The organism is Streptomyces sp. NPDC104371 (assembly GCF_055583785.1).
The window spans coordinates 269,593-289,806 of the sequence record NZ_JBVJNF010000006.1 but is presented as its reverse complement, the minus strand read 5'-3'; the positions used below and the strand labels follow the sequence as shown (position 1 = coordinate 289,806).

Genomic DNA, 20,214 nt, shown 5'->3' with positions numbered 1-20,214 from the left:
GTCCGAACTGAGCCTGTCACAAGCCTAGTTGGTCACCGCGAACACCCGCAGGAGCGCCGCCGTCAGGTCCTCGTCGCCCTCCGTCTTGATGCGGTCCGCCACCGCGTCCGCCGTGACCCGGCCGCAGGCGAGACGGACGTACGTCTCCCAGTCGAGCGTGAGCGACACGGCGGGGCCCAGCGACGGCGCGCCGTCGATCGAGCCGCGGCCCTCCGCGTCGACCCGGACCGTGCGCAGGAACTCGATCGGGCCGTGGACATCGAGGACGATCGCCGAACCGGCCGGTGCCCCGGCGTCCTTCGCGACGACGTCCGGCAGCGCGGCCAGCAGCTCGTCCCGCGCGATGTGCGCGCCCGGCGAGTCCAGGTTCCCGGGGACGCCGAGCGCCGCGCGCAGGTCCTGCTCGTGCACCCATACGTCGAACGCGCGGTACCGCATGGCCTCTTCGAGGGTCTGCTCGGTGCTGAGCGGGCCGCGCACCTTGGCCTCCGGGTCCCGCGACTCGTTCCGCAACTGGCGGTTGCGGCGGATGATCGTGTACTCCAGCTCGGACGTCATCTCCGGCGCCGTGTGGTGGCGGCGCACATCGACCTGCATCTCCATATAGCGCTGGTGCTCGTTCGTGACGTGGAACAGATCGCGCGGGAGCGAGTGGATGGGGCGCGGGTCGCCGAGCATCTCGCAGTCCAGACCGATGACATGGGAGACCACGTCGCGTACCGACCAGCCGGGGCAGGGCGTACGCCGGTTCCACTCGCTCTCCACGAGCGGCTGCACCAGCTCCGATATCGCTTCGATGGAGTGGGTCCAGGCGTCGGCGTAGGGCTGAAGAGTGGGATGCAGACTCACGGAACGGGACCCCTCAAGCGGTCGGTGCACGGGCGATGGTGACGGCAGTGTCGACGGGAGGCGACTGTCGGCGGGTGTCTTGGAGCGTTAAGTTACGCTGCTGTCAGGCACCCCGGCAGTGCTTTCGTATGACGATCGTAGGCCCGTAGCGTCGGGCCCGAATGCCAGGACGGTGGTAGCGTGCGGGCCTCCCTCATCCAGATCCGGGTAGACGAACAGGAATCGGTCGATTCGCGCAGGCGACGGGCCGCCTCGCTCGTCCGTGAGCAGGCCGGGGCCGATCTGGTGGTGCTTCCCGAGCTGTGGACGACCGGAGCGTTCGCCTACGAACAGTTCGCTGTCGAGGCCGAACCGGTCGACGGGCCGACGTACGAGGCGATGGCCGAGGCCGCGAGCGACGCGGGCGTGTGGCTGCACGCCGGGTCGATCCCGGAACGCTCGGCGCCGGACAGCGGCTCCGCCGCGGGCACCCTCTACAACACGTCGCTCATCTTCTCCCCCTCCGGCGAACTGGCCGCCACCTACCGCAAGATCCACCGCTTCGGCTTCGACGAGGGCGAGGCCGTGCTGATGGGCGCGGGCGACCGGCCGGTGACGGTCCGTCTGCCGGAGACGACCGTCGGCGTGGCCACCTGCTACGACCTCCGCTTCCCCGAGCTGTTCCGGTCGCTCGTGGACGCGGGGGCCGAGACGCTCGTGATCCCGGCGGGCTGGCCGGAGCGCCGCCGGTCCCACTGGACGCTGCTGGCCCAGGCGCGGGCGGTCGAGAACCAGGCGTACGTCCTTGCCTGTGGAACGGCCGGTACCCACGCGGGAGTTCCGCAGGCGGGTCACTCGATCGTGGTGGATCCCTGGGGCGAGGTCCTCGCCGAGGCGGGGCCCGACGAGGAGGTCCTCACGGTGGAGTTCGACCCGGCGAAGGTCGCGACCACGCGCGAGCAGTTCCCGGCGCTGAAGGACCGGGTGCTGGGGCTGGAGCGCCCCCGCCGCTGACGGCGGTGCCCCGCACACGGGACGGGCGGCGCCCTGGCCCGGCACCGCCCGTACGTCTACGTCCGCCCGCGCACCCCTACACGGCGGGCACGTGCACCGTCTCCACCCGGCTCTCCACCAGCCGCTCCCGCTCCCGGCGCGCGGCGCGCCCCCGCAGCCGGAGGATCTGGCTCAGCCCCAGCGCCTGGAGGACGAACACCGCGGAGAACGCCACGCTGTAGTCGTCGCCCGTCGCGTCCAGCAGCAGTCCGATCGCCAGCAGGGTCGTCATGGAGGCGATGAATCCGCCCATGTTGGTGATGCCGGCGCCGGTGCCCTGACGCTCCGGCGGGTTCGCCGGGCGGGCGAAGTCGAAGCCGATCATCGAGGCCGGGCCGCAGGCGCCGAGCACGACGCACAACACGGCGAGCAGCCACATCGGGGCGTGGTCCCCGGGGTAGAGGAGCGTGGCGGCCCACAGCACGGCCGTCGCCCCGATCGTGCCGAGCGCCAGCGGCAGCCGCGCCGTGTGGTGCCGGGCGATGATCTGCCCGTACACCAGGCCGACGGCCATGTTCGACAGCACGACGAGCGTGAGCAGATCGCTGGCGGTGCCCCGCGAGAGCCCCTGCCCCTCGACCAGGAACGGCAGGCCCCACAGCAGCAGGAACACCATCGCCGGGAACTGCGTCGTGAAGTGCACCCACATCCCGAGCCGGGTGCCGGGCTCCTTCCAGGACGCCGCGATCTGGCGCCGTACGTACGCCGATCCGTGGTGCGGGAACGGCTCGGGCTCATGGCCCTCGGGGTGGTCCTTGAGGAAGAGGAGGAGCAGGACGAAGACGACGACTCCGGCGAGCGCGCTGCCGCCGAACGCCGCTGTCCAGCCCACCCCGTGCAGCAGCCGGGCCAGGACGAGCGTGGAGACCAGGTTGCCCGCCATGCCCACCAGACCGGCGAGCTGCGCCACCACCGGTCCGCGGCGGGCCGGGAACCAGCGCTGGCCGAGCCGCAGCACGCTGATGAACGTCATCGCGTCACCGCAGCCGAGCAGCGCGCGCGAGGCCAGCGCCATGCCGTACGAGGCGGAGATCGCGAACCCGAGCTGACCGACCGTGAAGAGGATGCCCCCCATGGCCAGCACCTTCTTGGTGCCGAGCCGGTCCACCAGCAGGCCGACGGGTATCTGCATGCCCGCGTACACGAGCAGTTGAAGTATGGAGAAGGTGGACAGCGCGGAGGCGCCCACATGGAAGCGGTCGACGGCGTCGAGTCCGGCCACGCCCAGCGACGTACGGAAGATGACGGCGACGAAGTAGACCGAGACGCCTACGGACCACACGCCGACGGCGCGCGCACCGCCCGGCGGATCGCCGGGCAGGGACACGGAGCGGGAGCTCATCGCACCTCCCCGCGAGCCAGGTGGGAGAACCAGCTCACGTGCCCGTGGACGAGGGCGACGGCCGCCTCGGTGTCACCGGACCGCAGCGCCTTGAGGATCTCCTCGTGCTCGGCGAGCGTCTTGGCGACCCGGTCGGGGTGGGAGTTCAGCACGGCGACGCCCATCCGCAACTGGCGGTCGCGGAGCTGGTCGTAGAGCCGGGAGAGGATCTCGTTGCCGGCGCTGCGCACGATCGCGGCGTGGAAGGCGCGGTCGGTGGCCGCAGCACCCGCGAGGTCACCGGCGGCGGCCTGCTCCTTCTGCCGCGCGAGCAGCTCCTCCAGGCGGGCGATCAGCGCGGGTGGGGCGGTCACGGCCTTGCGGACCGCGTACTCCTCGACGAGCTGGCGGGTCTCCACCACGTCCGCGATCTCCTGGGCGGAGACCGGCAGGACGAGCGCGCCCTTCTTCGGATAGAGCTTGATCAGCCCTTCCATCTCCAGCCGGAGCAGCGCCTCGCGCACCGGCGTCCGCGAGACGCCGACCTCCTCGGCCAGCTCGCCCTCGGTGAGCAGGGTCCCGCCTTCGTAGCGGCGTTCCAGAAGACCCCGCTTGACGTGCGTGTACACGCGATCGGCGGCGGGTGGTTGCTTGGCGGGCGGCTTCTCGGGGGCAGGGGCGGCGGACGGCGCTGAAGACATGCGTACATCATAGATACAACACGTACACATCGCCGAGGGCAGTCCACGATGCGGACTCCGACTTCCATCGCCGCCCCGCCGGAGGCCCTCACATTCCTCGCCGGATTACCCCCCGGCATCGGTACATCCTTTTGCGTCGCCGACGCGTCTCACCTGAAAGCGGTCCTTCCCTCCGGGCCGCTCATTCAGGGGGATTCAGATGCATCACCGCATCAGAGACGCAATCGGAGCGTTCAACTTGAATACCGGCATTAAGGGCGCACGAGTACGCAAGGCAGCCGCGGCGGTGGTCACCACCGCCGCCGTGCTCACCTCCGCCGCTCTCACCGCAGCGCCCGCGCAGGCCGCGACCAAGCCGTCCATCACGGCCAAGGGCGGCTTCGTGATGAACAACGGCACCGGCAAGAGCCTGTACACCAAGGCCGCGGACACGCGGCTGTCCACCGGCTCCACCACCAAGATCATGACGGCCAAGGTGGTGCTGGCCCAGCCGAAGCTGAACCTGGACGCGAAGGTCACGATCGCCAAGGCGTACAGCGACTACGTCGTCGCGAACAACGCCTCCCAGGCGCATCTGATCGTCGGCGACAAGGTCACTGTCCGCCAGCTGCTGTACGGGCTGATGCTGCCCTCCGGCTGTGACGCGGCCTACGCGCTCGCGGACAAGTTCGGCAGCGGCTCCACGCGTGCCGCGCGCGTGAAGTCGTTCCTCGGCAAGATGAACAGCGACGCCAAGAAGCTCGGCCTGAAGAACACGCACTTCGATTCCTTCGACGGCATCGGCAAGGGCAACAACTACTCGACGCCGCGTGATCTGACCAAGATCGCGAGCAGCGCGATGAAGAACTCGACCTTCCGGACCGTCGTGAAGACGAAGTCCACGAAGCAGAAGGTGACGACCAAGAGCGGTGGCTACCGCTACTACAACTGGTCCAACACCAACCCGCTGCTCGGCGGTTACAGCGGCGCGATCGGTGTGAAGACCGGCTCGGGCCCGCAGGCCAAGTACTGCCTGGTCTTCGCCGCGACCCGCAAGGGCAAGACGGTCATCGGCACGGTCCTCGCGTCCTCGTCGGTCGCAGGCCGCACGGCCGACGCCAAGAAGCTGCTGAACTACGGCTTCGCCGTCTGAGCCGCTTCGACCACATGCCAAGGGGCCGGCCGCTTCGAGCGGCCGGCCCCTTCGCCTTGTGTGTCCGGGCTGCTCAGCCCCAGGTGATCAGCCGCTTGGGCTTCTCCAGGACCGCCGCCACATCGGCGAGGACCTTGGAGCCCAGCTCGCCGTCGACCAGGCGGTGGTCGAAGCTGAGCGCCAGGGTGGTGACCTGGCGGGGCTTGACCTTGCCCTTGTGGACCCAGGGCTGGAGCTTGATCGCGCCGATCGCGAGGATCGCCGCCTCGCCCTGGTTGAGGATCGGCGTGCCCGTGTCGACGCCGAACACGCCCACGTTCGTGATCGTGATCGTGCCGCCCTGCATCGCCGCCGGGGACGTCTTGCCCTCGCGGGCGGTCGCCACCAGGTCGCCCAGCGCCTCGGCGAGCTGCGGAAGCGTCTTGTCGTGCGCGTCCTTGATGTTCGGCACGATCAGACCGCGCGGCGTGGCCGCCGCGATGCCCAGGTTCACGTAGTGCTTGCGGACGATCTCCTGGTTGGCCTCGTCCCAGGACGCGTTGATGTCGGGGTTCCGCCTGATCGCCACCAGCAGGGCCTTGGCGATCAGCAGGAGCGGGTTCACCCGCAGACCCTCGAGGTCCTTGTCCTGCTTGAGTTCCTCGACCAGCTTCATCGTGCGCGTGACGTCGACCGTCACGAACTCCGTGACATGCGGCGCGGTGAACGCCGAGCCGACCATCGCCTGCGCGGTGGCCTTGCGGACGCCCTTGACGGGGACACGGGTCTCCCGCCGGTCGTCGTACGTCACCGCGGGCGCCGGCGCCTGGACGGCGGCGGGCGCCTCGGCCGGGGCCGTGGTCGGAGCCGCCGGGGCCGGAGCCACCGCCGCGTGCACGTCCTCGCGCGTGATGATGCCGTCCGGACCCGAGGGGGTCACGGTCGCCAGGTCGACGCCGAGGTCCTTGGCGAGCTTGCGCACCGGCGGCTTCGCGAGCGGACGGCTCCGCAGGCCGTGCCCGTTCAGCTCGCCCTGGAGCGCCGTGGCCGCGTGGAGCGTGTCGCCGGAGGGCGCCGGGATCCCCTTGCGGGGGCGGCGCTTGGTGGACGACTCGGCCACCCCGTAGCCGACGAGGACGGGCTGGCGGCCCTCCGGCTTCGGCTCCTCCGCGGGCTCCTGCGCGGGCGCGGGCTCCTCCGCCGGGGCGGGCGCCGCCTCGGCCGGGGCGCCCCCGGCGACGTCGACCGCGATGATCGAGGTGCCGACGTCCACCGTGGTGCCCTCGGGGAAGTGCAGCGCGCGGACCACGCCGTCGTAGGGGATGGGCAGCTCTACGGCCGCCTTCGCCGTCTCCACCTCGCAGACGACCTGCCCGTCGGTGACCGTGTCACCGGGCTGGACGTACCACTTGAGGATCTCGGCCTCGGTGAGCCCCTCGCCCACGTCGGGCATCTTGAACTCGCGTACGGACGCGTCAGTCATCGTCGTCACGACCCTCTCCTCAGTACGCCAGGGCGCGGTCGACGGCGTCCAGCACCCGGTCCAGGCCCGGCAGGTACTCCTCCTCCAGCCGCGCCGGCGGGTACGGGGCGTGATAGCCGCCCACGCGCAGCACCGGCGCCTCCAGGTGGTAGAAGCACCGCTCCGTGATGCGGGCGGCGATCTCCGCGCCCGCGCCGAAGAACACCGGCGCCTCGTGCACCACGACCAGGCGGCGGGTCTTCTCCACCGACGCCTGGACGGAGTCGAAGTCGAGCGGCGAGACCGAGCGCAGATCGAGCACCTCGAGGGACTTGCCCTCCTCGGCGGCGGCTGCGGCGGCCTCCTGGCACACCTTCACCATCGGCCCGTAGGCGGCGAGCGTCAGGTCCGTGCCCTCGCGCACCACCCGGGCCCGGTGCAGCGGGTCGGGGATGGCCTCGCGGTTGACCTCGGCCTTGTCCCAGTAGCGCCGCTTGGGCTCGAAGAAGATCACCGGGTCGTCGCTCTGGATGGCCTGCTGCATCATCCAGTACGCGTCCGACGCGTTGGACGGGGAGACGACCTTCAGACCGGCCACATGCGCGAACAGCGACTCGGGCGACTCGCTGTGGTGCTCCACCGCGCCGATGCCGCCGCCGTAGGGGATCCGCACGACGACGGGCATCTTGACCTTGCCCAGCGAGCGGGCGTGCATCTTCGCGAGCTGGGTGACGATCTGGTCGTAGGCCGGGAAGACGAACCCGTCGAACTGGATCTCCACCACCGGCCGGTACCCGCGCAGCGCGAGGCCGATCGCCGTGCCGACGATGCCCGACTCGGCGAGCGGGGTGTCGATCACCCGCTCCTCGCCGAAGTCCTTCTGGAGGCCGTCCGTCACCCGGAACACGCCGCCGAGCTTGCCGACGTCCTCGCCCATCACCAGGACCTTGGGGTCCGACTCCAGGGCCTTGCGCAGCGATTCGTTGATCGCCTTGGCGAGTGCCATCTTCTCCGCCATGTCACCGGCCCCCTTCGCCCGCGGCGACGCCGCTCTCGGTCTCCGTCGCGAACGAGGCCTGGTAGGCCGCGAACTGGGCCCGCTCCTCGTCGACGAGCGCGTGCCCGTCCGCGTACACGTTCTCGAAGATGGCGAAGTGGTCCGGGTCCGGCATGGCACGGACCGCTTCACGCACCCGCCTTCCCAACGCCTCGCTCTCCGCGTCGAGTTCCGCGAAGAACCCCTCGTCCGCGTGGTGCGAGGCCTCGAGGTACGCGCGCAGCCGCGCGATCGGGTCCTTCGCCTCCCAGGCGGCCCGCTCGTCGTCGTGGCGGTAGCGGGTGGGGTCGTCGGAGGTGGTGTGCGCGCCCATGCGGTACGTGAACGCCTCGACCAGGGTCGGGCCCTCGCCGTTGCGCGCCCGCTCCAGCGCCCACTGGGTCACCGCGAGGCACGCCAGGACGTCGTTGCCGTCGACGCGCACGCCCGGGAAGCCGAAGCCCTGGGCGCGCTGGTACAGCGGCACCCGGGTCTGCTTCTCGGTGGGCTCGGAGATCGCCCACTGGTTGTTCTGGCAGAAGAACACCACCGGGGCGTTGTAGACCGCCGCGAAGGTGAACGACTCCGCGACATCGCCCTGGCTGGAGGCGCCGTCGCCGAAGTACGCGATCACGGCCGAGTCGGCGCCGTCCTTGGCCACGCCCATCGCGTAGCCGGTGGCGTGCAGCGCCTGCGAGCCGATGACGATCGTGTAGAGGTGGAAGTTGTTGCTGTTCGGGTCCCAGCCGCCGTTGTTCACGCCGCGGAACATGCCGAGCAGATTGGTCGGGTCGACCCCGCGGCACCAGGCGACGCCGTGCTCACGGTAGGTCGGGAAGACGTAGTCGTCGTCCTTCAGCGCCCGGCCCGAGCCGATCTGGGCGGCCTCCTGGCCGAGCAGCGACGCCCACAGGCCCAGCTCGCCCTGACGCTGGAGCGCGGTCGCCTCGGCGTCGAAGCGCCGGGTCAGCACCATGTCCCGGTACAGGCCGCGCAACTGCTCGGGGGTGATGCCCTTGACGTACGGGTCGTACGTGGGGTTCTTGACCCGCTTGCCCTCGGGCGTCAGCAGTTGGACGATCTCGGGCTCGTCGCCCTTCCTGGGCGTCGTGCTGGTGCGCTTGGTGCCGGTGGTGCTGGCTTTGCTTCCGGCGCTGCGTCGCGGCTTGCGCGCGGCAGTGCTCTCCACGGTCACGTGTGCTCCTCCGTCGGTCCGGCCCCCGGGGTTGCCGGGTGCCTGGGTCCCCCGTACCCGTTCTGGGCTCGGGAGATCGGCTCGCCCGCGGCGCCCGGACTCACACAGGGTGGGTGCGGCCCGATCACAGCAGGCGTGACAGGTGCCCCGGCGAGCGCCCTGCTGTAGGCACGTTACCCAGTGCTCCACATTTCTGTGAAACCCCTCCTGACCTGGGATTTTCCTTGGATTTCCAAGTAAATCGAGTAAGTCGGGCACCACGCGCTGGTCACGGCCTTGCAGGGGGCCGGAACAACCGCACGTTATCCCGCTGACCTGGGGCTCGGGAAGACATCATCCGGGGCCGTTCGGACGACGCGTCGCAGGGGGCTCGGGTCCTGGTCGAAGAAGGGCGGTCAAAGAAGCACACGGCGCCGCACGATCCACCGAGATCGCCCACAGCCCATCATGACCCGGGTCCCGACGACGTGCCCCGCGCAAACGCCACGCGCGCGTGCGGCCCTGGGAACGGGCGCACGCGCGCGTGGCGGTCGTATGCGGACGGTGACGGTCAGGGCGCCGGAGAGCCGCCCTGGTTGTCCCCGCTGGTGCCGCCGTCCGTCGCCGGCGGCTGCTCGGTGTCACCGTTGCCGCCCGTGGGCGGCGTGACCGGCGGCTCCTCCGTGGTCGGCTGCTCGGTGGCCGGGTCGGTCGGCTCCTGCGGCTCCGTCGACTGCTGGAAGGTCGGCTCCTGGGACCAGTTCTGCGTCGGCCGGTACGAGGGCCGGTAGTCCGAGCCGCTGCCCGTCTGCGAGTTGTCGTCGCTGGACTGGTCGCTGTCGTCGGTGGCTTCCTCGGTCGGCTCTTCGCTGGCCTTCTTGTCCTTGTCGGACGCCGTGGGGGAGGGCGACTGCGTCGTGCTGGTCTCACCGCCGGGCTTCTCGTTCCCGCCGTTCATCGCGAGGGCGACGCCTCCGACGATCGCGATGATCGCGAGGACGGCGAAGATCAGCAGCTTGCCCCGGCCGCTGCCCTTGTTGCCGTGCCCCTCGAAGCCGCCGTCGTCCCCGCTGCCGTAGCCCGAGGGCAGGATCGGCTGCGGGATCTGGGTCGTACCGGAGTCGGGGTGCGCCATCGCCGTCGTCTGGGCGAAGCCCGCCGCCGGAGTGTGCCGACCGTCGTGCGCCTCCACCGGACCGGTGTTCCAGGTGCCCGTGTGGCTGCCCTGGTCGTACAGCATCTGGAGGGCGTACTGGACCAGCCCGCGCATCTCCTCGGCGGTCTGGAACCGGTCGTCCGGCTCCTTCGCGAGCGAGCGCATGACAAGCCCGTCCAGCTCCGGGGGCGCCCCGTCCGAGACCTGGGACGGCGGCACCGGGATGTCCTGGACGTGCTGGTAGACCACGGACAGCGGGGTCTCGCCGACGAACGGGGGCCGCAGCGCGAGCAGTTCGTACAGCAGGCAGCCGGTCGCGTACAGGTCGGAGCGGTAGTCGACGGCCTTGCCGAGGGCCTGCTCCGGGGAGAGGTACTGCGGCGTACCCATGACCATGCCGGTCTGGGTCATCGTGGTGGACGCCCCGTGCAGCGCGCGGGCGATGCCGAAGTCCATCACCTTCACCGCGCCGTTGTCGGTGATGATGACGTTCGCCGGCTTGATGTCACGGTGCACGATGCCGTGCTGGTGCGAGTAGGCGAGCGCCTCCAGGACGCCGGAGACGATGATCAGGGCCTGTTCGGGGCCCGGCGCCTCGGCGTTGAGCAGCAGATCGCGGATCGTGCGGCCCTCGACGATCTCCATGACGATGTACGGCACCGCCTGGCCGTTCACCTGGTCCTCGCCGGAGTCGTACACGGCGACGATCGCGTGGTGGTTGAGCCCGGCCACCGACTGGGCCTCACGCGTGAAGCGGGCCTTGGACGTCGGGTCCTCGGCGAGGTCGGCGCGGAGCAGCTTGACCGCGACGGTCCGGCCGAGGCGCACGTCCTCGGCGGCGAAGACCTCGGCCATGCCGCCCCGGCCGAGTCTGCGGGTCAGCCGGTACCGCCCGTCCCCGACCAGTCCGCCGTTGCCCCACGTCTCCGGCGCGTCCGACATCCCGCCGCCAGTCGCCTCGGGGTCGGACGGGCCCTGGGCGCGCTGCGTCTGTGCCATCAGTCCTCGCCGTCGTTTCTGCCCGCGTCTGCGCGGTGGTTGTCACGGTCTTTGACAGGCCACGCTACAGGCTTTGCGCAGGGCCTCGTTCCGGGATGGAGCCCAGAGGGAGCGGCCATCCAACCGTCCACCGAAGGCGGGTGCAAATTCTGTGTACCGGCCGTACGTCCCCCGTAACGCTTCCGCGACGGTTCTTTCGCGAACGGTCACGGAACGGGCACCGAACTTGACCTGTCACCACCCTCGGGCAGACTTGGCCGGGAATAGGCCAGTCGATCACGGAACAATCGCAACCGATCGCCGAAGAGATGACACCGATCACGGACCGCGGGAGCACAGCCAGTCGCTGTCGCCACGCCGATGGGGGACGCAGAACATGAGCCAGGACGGCGCGCAGGGCCGGTACGGGGAGCGTTCGTTCGCCGGTGGCCGCTACCAGTTGCGCGACTTGCTCGGCGAAGGCGGCATGGCCTCGGTGCACCTGGCTTACGACAGCGTGCTCGACCGCCAGGTCGCGATCAAGACACTGCACACCGAGCTGGGCCGCGAACAGGCCTTCCGCGAGCGGTTCCGGCGCGAGGCGCAGTCCGTGGCGAAACTCACGCACACGAACATCGTCTCGGTCTTCGACACGGGCGAGGACGACTTCGACGGGATGACGACCCCGTACATCGTCATGGAGTACATCGAGGGCAAGCCGCTCGGCTCGGTCCTCGACGCGGACATCCACCAGTACGGCGCGATGCCCGCCGACAAGGCGCTGAAGATCACCGCGGATGTGCTGGCGGCCCTGGAGATCAGCCACGAGATGGGCCTGGTCCACCGGGACATCAAGCCGGGCAACGTGATGATGACGAAGCGCAACATCGTCAAGGTGATGGACTTCGGCATCGCCCGCGCCATGCAGTCCGGTGTCACGTCGATGACCCAGACCGGCATGGTGGTCGGCACCCCGCAGTACCTGTCGCCGGAACAGGCCCTCGGCCGGGGCGTGGACGCGCGCAGCGACCTGTACTCGGTCGGCATCATGCTCTTCCAACTGGTCACCGGGCGGCTGCCGTTCGAGGCCGACTCGCCGCTCGCGATCGCGTACGCGCATGTGCAGGAGGAGCCGGTCGCTCCTTCGTCGATCAACCGCTCGCTGCCGCCCGCGGTGGACGCGCTGGTCGCCCGCGCGCTGAAGAAGAACCCCAACGAACGCTTCCCGAACGCCGAGTCCATGCGCGACGAGTGCCTGCGCGTGGCGGCGTCCTTCACGGCCGCGGCGCCGAGCATCGTGCCGGGCGCGCAGACGTCGAGCGGCGCCGGTGTCAGCTCGGTGGTCTTCCCGCCGGTCGACCAGTCGGCGACGGGACCGACGGGCCCGGTGCAGACGCCGTACCAGCCCGGTCCCTACGGCAGCCCCACCCCGGCCCCGTCGGCCCCGTCGCCGTCGTACGGCTATCCGCAGCAGAACGGCTATCAGACGCCGCAGCCGACCTCCGCGTACGCGCCGCAGCAGTACGCGTCGACCCCGCCGCCCTACAGCGCCACCCCGCAGACCGCGGTGCCCGCCACGGGCGACTCGGGCGGTCGGAAGAAGAACAAGGCCGTGCTCATCGGCTCGATCGCGGTCGCCCTGGTCGTGGTGGGCGGCCTGGTCACGGCACTGACGCTGAACAAGGGCGACGGCGGCGGGGGCGGCGGCGGTGACACGAGCCCGTCCCCGACGGTGGTCGCGGGCCACCGGGGCCCGGACACGACGAAGACGATCGAGACGACGGAGTGCACCGAGCCGGAGGAGTCGTACAACGACCCGAAGAAGATCGAGGTGCCGAACTTCACGTACAAGAACCTGGCGTCGGTCAAGTCCTGCTTCCAGGCCGCGGGTTGGACGATGAACGTCGAGCACGAGGACGAGAACACGTTCGGCGAGGACATGGTGCTGCGCCAGTTCCCGTCGGCCGGCACGGATGTCGATCCCGAGAAGATGCCGGACATCACGCTGCGCGTGTCGACCGGCAACCCGCCGTGATCCGGACCTGACCTCCGCTCCCGCACGTGCGAGGGGCCCGGCACCTCGGTGGTGCCGGGCCCCTCGTCAGTAGTAGCTCTGCGGTGCCGGATACGGGCCTGATCCGGAATTGGAGTTACAGATACGGGCCGCCCGCGCGGCCTCCTGCGCGAGGGTCCTCCTCGCCGTCGGGGCCGCCGACGCCCGGCGGGAGGGCGCGGCGCATCTGCTCCAACTGGGCCCGCGCCGCCATCTGCTGAGCGAACAGCGTGGTCTGGATCCCATGGAAGAGACCCTCCAGCCAGCCCACCAACTGGGCCTGCGCGATGCGCAGTTCCGCGTCGCTCGGGGTCGTGTCGTCCGTGAAGGGCAGGGAGAGCCGCTCCAGCTCCTCGACCAGTTCGGGCGCGAGACCGTCCTCCAGCTCCTTCACCGAGCTGGCGTGGATCTCCTTCAGACGCTGTCGGCTCGCCTCGTCCAGAGGAGCGGCGCGCACCTCCTCCAGGAGCTGCTTGATCATGCTTCCGATGCGCATGACCTTCGCGGGCTGCTCCACCTGTTCCGTGATCGGGATCTCGCGCGAGTCGTCGTCCGCGCCGCCGCCGAGAGCCATTCCGTCCTGGCCGACGACCAGGATCTTCTGGGCGTTCTCCGACGACCTCTCGTTCCTCGGCATCTCCATGCCGCCATTCTCTCGCACGCGGAACCTCACCACCCAGGTGCCCTCCAGTCCCCGGCGGACCGGCGTGTTCCGTCGAACGGACGTACCGCCCCCGTGGCCGGGATGCCGGGTGTCAGGGGCCGTGTGAGGCTGATGACGTTGATCTCGCAGCCCGAGCGACGGGAGGGGGTCACCCGCGTGACTCCATGGCTCCGTACACCGTTTCTCATATCCCGCATATCCCGTATATCGCGTACGGCCCGCGCGGCTCCCCGGCCCGGTCCGCCGTGTTCGTTCCGCATACTCCGGCTGGCCGTCCTGCCGCCCGTCCTCACCACGACCGCCGTCATCGGCGCGTGCGGCATGGCCTCCGCGGACGGGGCGCCCTCCGGGTACGGGATACGGTCCGCGCAGGGGGTCCGGCCCGCCGCCTGCGCCGTTCAACCCGCGTACGGCCCCCGGGGCCCGCGCCCGGCCACCGAGCCGATGGACGCTCTGCGGCCGATGTGCCGCACCGCCCCCACCTCCGTCTCGCCGCCCACGGCCCCTTCGCGGCCCCTGGGGCCCACGGCCTCCCCCACGCCGACCCGCGCGTCCGCCGCCGGGCCCACGGCGTCCGCCGTCCCCGCGCGTCCGCAGGCGTCCGCTTCCGCTTCCTCCGCCCGGCCCTCGCCCGACCGCTCCTTCGCCGGCAGCCGAGCCGGTGAGGGACGTACGCGGCCCGGTCGGCAGGAGAGCGCGACGGCCGATCCGCCGTACACCACGCCCACCCCCGCACCCACACCGACGACCTCGCCCGCCGAGGAGCCCGGCACGGGCCCTGACGCCTCCGTGGGCGGCTTCGGCCCCGGGGACGGCTCCCCGACGCCACCGAAGGCCTCCGCCAGCCCCTCCCGGCAGACCGCCGCGTCCAGGCCCGACCCCGAGCTGTTGCCCCTCGGCAGCGGCCTGGTCCTCGTAGGGCTGGGCCTCGGGCTCGCCCTGCTCGCGCTGCGCCTTCGACGGGGATAGCCGAGACGCTCGCGGGGGTGGCCGCTCGCGGGGGTGGCCAACACCCGCTGGGGATACGCGCGCGGGCCTACGACACCAGCAGCACCTTCCCGATGTGCCCGCTCTCGTCCAGCACCCGATGGGCCGTGGCCGCGTCGCGCAGGGGGAGTTCACGGTCGACGACCGGGCGGACATGCCCGGCGGCGATCAGCGGCCAGACATGCTCCCGCACCGCCGCCACGATCGCCGCCTTCTCCCCGAGCGGGCGCGCGCGCAGCGAGGTCGCGGTGATCGCCGCCTGCTTCCGCAGCAGCGTGCCGAGGTTCAACTCGCCCTGCACACCGCCCTGCAGGCCGATGATCGCGAGCCGCCCGCTCACCGCGAGCGCCTGGACGTTGCGGTCCAGGTACTTCGCGCCCATGTTGTCGAGGATGACGTCCGCGCCCGCCCCCGCCGTGGCCTGCCGGATCTCTTCCACGAAGTCCTGTTCGCGGTAGTTGATCAGCACATCCGCGCCCAGTTCCGCACAGCGCTCCAGCTTCCGCGCGCTGCCCGCCGTGACCACGACCCGCGCGCCCACCGCCTTGGCGAGCTGGATCGCCATCGTGCCGATGCCGCTGGAACCGCCGTGCACGAGCAGCGTCTCGCCCGGCCGCAGGTGGGCGACCATGAACACGTTGGACCAGACCGTGCAGGCCACCTCGGGCAGGGCCGCCGCCTGCCGCAGTGCGAGCCCCTTGGGCACGGGCAGTAACTGCCCTGCCGGGACAGCCACCTTCTCGGCGTATCCGCCGCCCGCGAGCAGCGCGCACACCTCGTCGCCGACCGCCCATCCCGAGACCCCCGGGCCGAGCCCGGCGATCCGTCCGGAGCACTCGAGTCCGGGGTACGGGGACGCGCCGGGCGGCGGGTTGTAGTGGCCCTGCCGCTGGAGAAGGTCGGCACGGTTGACGGCACTGGCCGCCACCTCGACGAGCACCTCGCCCTCGGCGGGTACGGGATCGGGGACCTCGGTCCACACCAGCGCCTCGGGCCCACCGGGTTCAGGAATCGTGATCGCGTACATGAGGGGGACGCTACTCCTCGCGGCGACGGCGCTCGGGGCGCCGTCGCCCGGCCCCCGCGAGGGACGCGCCTCAACCCCGGGGCAGCGGGCGGGTGTCCGGTACGTCCTGGGTTCCCGACGTCACCCGTACGATCGTGATCAGACGGTCCGTCAACTGGAGCCTGCCGATGGCCGGATCGTCGTAGCCGAGCACCCGATGGCCGCGTACGACGCTCACCACGAGGTCCTCCGTCTCCCGCACCCCACGGCCCGCCTCGGCCTTGGTGACGGGCCGTTCGACCAGGTCGAGCCCGCTGCCCTGCTGGATGAGGTCCTCCATCACCATGCCGACCGCGGGGCTGAACACGGAGAGCCCGAGGAGCCGCCCGGCGGCGCTGGCGCTGGTGATCACCGCGTCGGCGCCGGACTGCTGGAGCAGCGGCGCGTTCTCCTCCTCCCGTACGGCGGCCACGATCTTCGCCGACTGGTTGAGCTGGCGCGCGGTCAGCGTGACGAGGACGGCCGTGTCGTCCCGCTGGGTGGCGACGATGATCTGCGCCGCCCGGTGCACCTCGGCCCGCATCAGCACATCGCTGCGGGTCGCGTCACCGACCACGCCCGTGTACCCCTTGGCGACCGCCGCGTCGACGGCCTTGGAGTTGGGGTCCACCACCACGACCTGCTCCTTCTTCAGGCCGGTCGCGCACACGGTCTGGATCGCGGACCGTCCCTTGGTCCCGAAGCCGACGACGACGGTGTGATCCCTCAAGGCCACCCTCCAGCGTTGTGACGTACCTGATGCCCCGGCACGGACGCACGAGTGCCCACCCGACGCGCACCGGAACAGGGTCGACCGTATCGAGACAGGCACCGCGTACGAGCACCGCGTCTCAGCAGCCGTGAGCGGCGCGGCCCGCCTCGCCGCCGGGGGCAGCCGCCCTTCCGGCCCGCCGGTCCGGGAACATGGTCCCCAGCAACCCCCCACACGCCACCACCGACCCCGACACGTCACCACAGAGGAAGCGCGGGATGAGCCTCCCCAAGCAATCACTGTCCGACCGGACCCGGCTCCCGATCTTGCAGTCGCTCCGGCAGCGGACACGGACCGACGGCTTCTCCCCCGACGGAGACCAGTCCGTCAAGCTGCCCGCCGGGGTGAGCGTCCCGCCCTTCCGGCAGGTGCTCCGGCGCCTGGCCATGGCCTTGCTGGTGCTCGCCGCCACCACGGTGATCGTGTGGGCGGACCGCGCGGGCTACCAGGACAACACGGGCAACAACGGCGTCGACCTGCTCGACTCGACCTACTACGCGACCGTCACCCTCTCCACGACCGGATACGGCGACATCACCCCGGTCAGCGACTCCGCCCGGCTCACCAACGTCCTGGTCATCACGCCGCTGCGCGTGCTGTTCCTGATCATCCTGGTCGGCACCACGCTCGAGGTGCTCACCGAGCGCACCCGCCGGGAGGTCCGCGTCCACCACTGGCGCACCCGGATCCGGGAACACGTGGTCGTCGTCGGCTACGGCACCAAGGGGCGGTACGCCGTGGAGACCCTGCTGGGCCAGGGGACGCCGAAGGAGCGGATCGTCGTGGTCGACCCGCAGCCCAAGGCGGTCGAGGCCGCGGGCAGTGACGGTCTGGTGGCCGTCCTCGGCGACGCCACCCGCGCCGACACGCTGCGCAAGGCGGAGTTGCAGAGGGCCTCGCAGGTCATCGTCGCCCCGCCGCGCGACGACACCGCGGCCCTGGTCACCCTCACCGCGCGGCAGCTCAACAAGCGTGCCTCGATCGTGGCGGCCGTCCGCGAGGACGAGAACGCCCCGCTCCTCAAGCAGTCCGGCGCCAATACGGTGGTGACCAGTTCGAGCTCTGCCGGACGCCTGCTCGGCGTCTCGGTGGCCAGCCCGAACACCGCGGTCACACTGGAGAACCTCATGACCTACGGCAGAGGGCTGGACCTGGTCGAGCGCCGGATCACCCAGGCCGAGGTGGGGCGTCCACCACGCGAGAGCGAGGACCTGGTGGTCGGCGTCGTCCGCGGCCGGGTGTTCCTGGACTACCGGGCGCCCGAGGTGGAGCTCCTCCAGGCCGGAGACCGCCTGATCACGATCCAGCGGTCCGTGAAGGAGCACGCACCCGAGGAGTGACAGACGGCCCGTGTCGGCCGGGTTGTTTCACGTGAAACGCTCCCCGGTCCGGCTCACCCCACCACGGCCCAGGGCAGATCGAGGAGTTCCACGTCCTCCCCGAGCCGCGCGCCGCCCGGCGGGACGACGGCCAGGCCGTCGGCGGCGGCGATGCCCCGCAGCATGGCCGGACCCTGGTAGCGCAGCGGCACGGCCCGCTCACCTCGTACGACGACGGGGACGAGCCGTGTGTCGTACGGGTGCCCCTGGACGGAGTCCTGCAACGGCAGGACGTACGGCTCCGGGGCCGCCCGGCCCGCGAGGATGCGCAGCAGCGGTTCCGCGAGCGTGAGCAGGCCGGAGACAGCCGCCAGGGGGTTGCCGGGCAGCCCGACGAGGTGCTGGTCCTCGCGGGTGCGGGCGAGCAGCATGGGATGTCCTGGCCGCACCTTCACCCCGTCGACGAGGAGTGCGGCGTCGATACGGCGCAGGGTGGGGTGGACATGGTCGACGGGCCCCGCGGCCGTGCCGCCCGTGGTGACGATCAGGTCGGCCCGGGAGGAGACGACCGCCTGGCGCAGCGCCTCGGCGTCGTCGCCGAGCCTGCGGACGCTCAGCACGTCCGCGCCGAGCGCGCGCAGCCATGGCGGCAGCATGGGGCCGAGCGCGTCCCGGATCAGACCGTCCTCGGGCAGCCCCCGCGTGAGCAGCTCGTCACCCAGGACCAGGACGTCGACCTGCGGACGCGGCAGCGTGCGGAGGGTGTCGTACCCGGCCGCCGCGGCGAGCCCCAGCACGGCCGGGGTGACGCGGGTGCCCGGAGGAAGAAGCTGGTCACCGGCGTGGCACTCCTGGCCGCGGGGCCGGATGTCCTGCCCGTGCGCGACCGTCGAGGTCGTCCCCCCGCCGCGACCGGGGCCGAGAGCCGGGGCAGTGGCGTGCAGCCGCCCCTTGTCGTCCGTGCGCCCGTGTTCGCTGCGCAGGACGGCCGTGGTGTCCGGTGGGACACGCGCGCCGGTGGCGATCCGCGCGGCCTCGCCGTCCCCGAGGGGCGCCGCTTCCGCGTGCCCGGCGAGGATGCCCTCCTCCCGTACGGCCCAGGGGCCGGGTCCCGCGACGGCCCAGCCGTCCATGGCCGAGGTGTCGAAGGCGGGGAGGTCGGTGAGGGCGGTGAGAGGTGCGGCGAGCACCAGCCCGAGCGCGTCGTCGAGGGGGACGGCGACGGATTCGCGTTGTCGCACGGAGTGTGCGGCTCGCTCGGCGGCGGCGCGGGCCTCGGGCCAGGAGGTGGCGCTGTGCCCGGACCCGGTACGGGAGGGGTCGGCCCCGGCCTGTCGCACGTGGACGGAGTCCTCGGCGCCCGCGGCGCGCGGGCCCAGGTTCCGTACGAGGGCGAGGGCCTCTTCGACGTCGAGGTCGTGCTGCTCCAGCACGCGCCGGTCCTCGGACCGGCGGCCGGGGCGGACCTCCTGACGGCCGCGCCCACCGCTGTCGTCGACCACGGCCAGGGCCTCCTCCACGTAGCGTTCCTCGGTGTCCGGGACGTCCGGGCGCCCCGGGACACCTCGACGGGTCATCCGGCGTCCGGCGCGGCCTCGGCGGCGGCCTCGTCCGCCCATCGCCGGGCCAGCGCGGCGGCCTTGCGCACGGCCTCGGCGACCGCCTCGGGCCCGCCTCCGGCCTGTGCGGCGGCGTAGCCGATGAGGAAGGTCGTCAGCGGGGCCGCGGGGCGCGCGACACCGTGCGCGGCGTCCCGCGCGAGATCGAGGAGAGCGGCGGTGTCGACGTCGAGGTCGATGCCCAACTCGTCCTTGGCTGAGGAGATCCATTCATCCAACACGTGCCCATGCTCCCTGATCCGTGATCGGGCGGCGGCGATATCGCCCCAGGTGTCGCAGTCGAAGGACGCGAGCGCGTCGCGGACGCGGGTGAGGTCGAGGCCCGCGACCAGACGCCGCAAGGGGAGACCGGCGAGCCCGCGCCGCCCGATGCCTGTGGCGGGCTCGCCAGGACGGGAACCGCCGGGGTCCGCGGTGGTGAGTCGGTCCAGCTCCCGGCGCAGCGCCGCAGCGCGGTAGGCGGCGACCAGCGGCTGATCGCGCCCCTCGGGATCGGTGAGCAGCGCCCCTTCGGCGTCGCTCGCCCGCAGGGCGTCCGACAGCCGCCGTACCGTCGCCTGTTCCAGGAACGGCAGGTCGGCGGAGAGCACGACCACGTGCGCGGCGGTGGTCCGTCGCAAGCCCGCGTCGAGCGCGGCGACCGGACCGCCGCCCGGCGGCTCCTCGCGGGCCCAGACCACGGCGTGCGCGGTGGGCCGGGGCTCGGCCACGACCACCGTGGTGGCCGCGCCGGAGCACGCCGTCAGTACGCGGTCGAGCAGCGCCCGCCCGCCGACCCGCACCCCGGGCTTGTCGACCCCGCCGAGCCGCCGCGCCGCGCCGCCCGCGAGCACCACGGCGTCGAACTCCTCGGCGCCCGCTGTCCCGTACGACGTCATGCACCGAGTATGGGCGCCCCGTGGATCACCGCCACCCCGCCCCCCTCAGCACCTGTG

The 20,214-nt window shown here is 71.6% G+C and carries 16 protein-coding genes and 1 pseudogene; 5 read left to right on the top strand and 12 right to left on the bottom strand.

From position 1 onward, the window contains the following. Nucleotides 1-24: 24 nt before the first annotated feature. Nucleotides 25-849, bottom strand: a complete 825-nt coding sequence (locus tag ACZ60T_RS20640) for a maleylpyruvate isomerase family mycothiol-dependent enzyme (protein ID WP_365628613.1) — start codon at nt 847-849, stop codon at nt 25-27. 180 nt (nt 850-1,029) lie between these two features. On the opposite strand from ACZ60T_RS20640, the gene ACZ60T_RS20635 reads away from it, so the two are divergent. Further along, nucleotides 1,030-1,842 carry a carbon-nitrogen family hydrolase gene (locus tag ACZ60T_RS20635; protein ID WP_469667160.1) on the top strand — a complete coding sequence of 271 codons (813 nt, stop codon included), beginning with the start codon at nt 1,030-1,032 and terminating at the stop codon, nt 1,840-1,842. A gap of 76 nt (nt 1,843-1,918) precedes the next feature. Here the strand turns inward: ACZ60T_RS20635 and ACZ60T_RS20630 are convergent, their stop codons facing one another. Next, nucleotides 1,919-3,223 (bottom strand): MFS transporter, encoded by a 1,305-nt coding sequence (locus ACZ60T_RS20630; RefSeq protein ID WP_365628619.1) that lies wholly within the window; start codon nt 3,221-3,223, stop codon nt 1,919-1,921. Further along, nucleotides 3,220-3,903 carry a GntR family transcriptional regulator gene (locus tag ACZ60T_RS20625; protein WP_365628622.1) on the bottom strand — a complete coding sequence of 228 codons (684 nt, stop codon included), beginning with the start codon at nt 3,901-3,903 and terminating at the stop codon, nt 3,220-3,222. The genes ACZ60T_RS20630 and ACZ60T_RS20625 overlap by 4 nt, the downstream gene beginning before the upstream one ends. 238 nt (nt 3,904-4,141) lie before the next feature. Between ACZ60T_RS20625 and ACZ60T_RS20620 the strand changes: the two genes are divergently transcribed. Next, complete coding sequence (locus tag ACZ60T_RS20620) at nt 4,142-5,035, top strand: D-alanyl-D-alanine carboxypeptidase family protein (RefSeq protein WP_469667159.1); 894 nt, start codon at nt 4,142-4,144, stop codon at nt 5,033-5,035. 73 nt (nt 5,036-5,108) lie between these two features. Here the strand turns inward: ACZ60T_RS20620 and ACZ60T_RS20615 are convergent, their stop codons facing one another. The 4 genes from ACZ60T_RS20615 to ACZ60T_RS20600 all read right to left on the bottom strand — a co-directional run bounded on the left by ACZ60T_RS20615 (nt 5,109) and on the right by ACZ60T_RS20600 (nt 10,841). Continuing rightward, the gene (locus ACZ60T_RS20615; RefSeq protein ID WP_469667158.1) at nt 5,109-6,506 is read right to left on the bottom strand and encodes a dihydrolipoamide acetyltransferase family protein; all 1,398 of its coding nucleotides are present in this window, start codon (nt 6,504-6,506) and stop codon (nt 5,109-5,111) included. A gap of 10 nt (nt 6,507-6,516) precedes the next feature. Then, nucleotides 6,517-7,494: an alpha-ketoacid dehydrogenase subunit beta gene (locus ACZ60T_RS20610; protein ID WP_365628631.1), complete on the bottom strand. Its 978-nt coding sequence runs from the start codon at nt 7,492-7,494 to the stop codon at nt 6,517-6,519. 1 nt (nt 7,495) lies between these two features. Then, on the bottom strand, nt 7,496-8,707 hold the full coding sequence (pdhA, locus tag ACZ60T_RS20605; RefSeq protein WP_365628634.1) for a pyruvate dehydrogenase (acetyl-transferring) E1 component subunit alpha: 1,212 nt from the start codon (nt 8,705-8,707) through the stop codon (nt 7,496-7,498). Nucleotides 8,708-9,257: 550 nt separating this feature from the next. After that, the gene (locus ACZ60T_RS20600) at nt 9,258-10,841 is read right to left on the bottom strand and encodes a protein kinase domain-containing protein (RefSeq protein ID WP_365628638.1); all 1,584 of its coding nucleotides are present in this window, start codon (nt 10,839-10,841) and stop codon (nt 9,258-9,260) included. A 376-nt stretch (nt 10,842-11,217) separates the two neighbouring features. Here ACZ60T_RS20600 and ACZ60T_RS20595 point away from each other — a divergent pair, with 376 nt between their 5' ends. Next, nucleotides 11,218-12,855 carry a protein kinase domain-containing protein gene (locus tag ACZ60T_RS20595; protein WP_469667157.1) on the top strand — a complete coding sequence of 546 codons (1,638 nt, stop codon included), beginning with the start codon at nt 11,218-11,220 and terminating at the stop codon, nt 12,853-12,855. A 115-nt stretch (nt 12,856-12,970) separates the two neighbouring features. Here ACZ60T_RS20595 and ACZ60T_RS20590 read toward each other — a convergent pair whose 3' ends face one another. Further along, nucleotides 12,971-13,516, bottom strand: coding sequence for a bacterial proteasome activator family protein (locus ACZ60T_RS20590; protein ID WP_365628644.1), 546 nt, complete (start codon nt 13,514-13,516; stop codon nt 12,971-12,973). A gap of 177 nt (nt 13,517-13,693) precedes the next feature. On the opposite strand from ACZ60T_RS20590, the gene ACZ60T_RS20585 reads away from it, so the two are divergent. Next, nucleotides 13,694-14,506, top strand: a complete 813-nt coding sequence (locus ACZ60T_RS20585; protein WP_469667156.1) for a hypothetical protein — start codon at nt 13,694-13,696, stop codon at nt 14,504-14,506. Between the two features lie 67 nt (nt 14,507-14,573). On the opposite strand, the gene ACZ60T_RS20580 is transcribed toward ACZ60T_RS20585, so the two are convergent. Further along, complete coding sequence (locus ACZ60T_RS20580; protein WP_469667155.1) at nt 14,574-15,551, bottom strand: NAD(P)H-quinone oxidoreductase; 978 nt, start codon at nt 15,549-15,551, stop codon at nt 14,574-14,576. A 70-nt stretch (nt 15,552-15,621) separates the two neighbouring features. Then, nucleotides 15,622-16,314 (bottom strand): annotated as a pseudogene (locus ACZ60T_RS20575) (potassium channel family protein); the annotation flags it as partial. Nucleotides 16,315-16,559: 245 nt separating this feature from the next. Between ACZ60T_RS20575 and ACZ60T_RS20570 the strand changes: the two are divergent. Then, nucleotides 16,560-17,681 carry a potassium channel family protein gene (locus ACZ60T_RS20570; protein WP_365628653.1) on the top strand — a complete coding sequence of 374 codons (1,122 nt, stop codon included), beginning with the start codon at nt 16,560-16,562 and terminating at the stop codon, nt 17,679-17,681. A gap of 53 nt (nt 17,682-17,734) precedes the next feature. On the opposite strand, the gene ACZ60T_RS20565 is transcribed toward ACZ60T_RS20570, so the two are convergent. Together ACZ60T_RS20565 and ACZ60T_RS20560 are read right to left on the bottom strand one after the other, a co-directional pair. Further along, nucleotides 17,735-19,237, bottom strand: coding sequence for a molybdopterin molybdotransferase MoeA (locus tag ACZ60T_RS20565; RefSeq protein WP_469667154.1), 1,503 nt, complete (start codon nt 19,235-19,237; stop codon nt 17,735-17,737). Continuing rightward, nucleotides 19,234-20,157 (bottom strand): NTP transferase domain-containing protein, encoded by a 924-nt coding sequence (locus ACZ60T_RS20560; protein WP_469667153.1) that lies wholly within the window; start codon nt 20,155-20,157, stop codon nt 19,234-19,236. The genes ACZ60T_RS20565 and ACZ60T_RS20560 overlap by 4 nt, the downstream gene beginning before the upstream one ends. Nucleotides 20,158-20,214 lie beyond the last annotated feature (57 nt).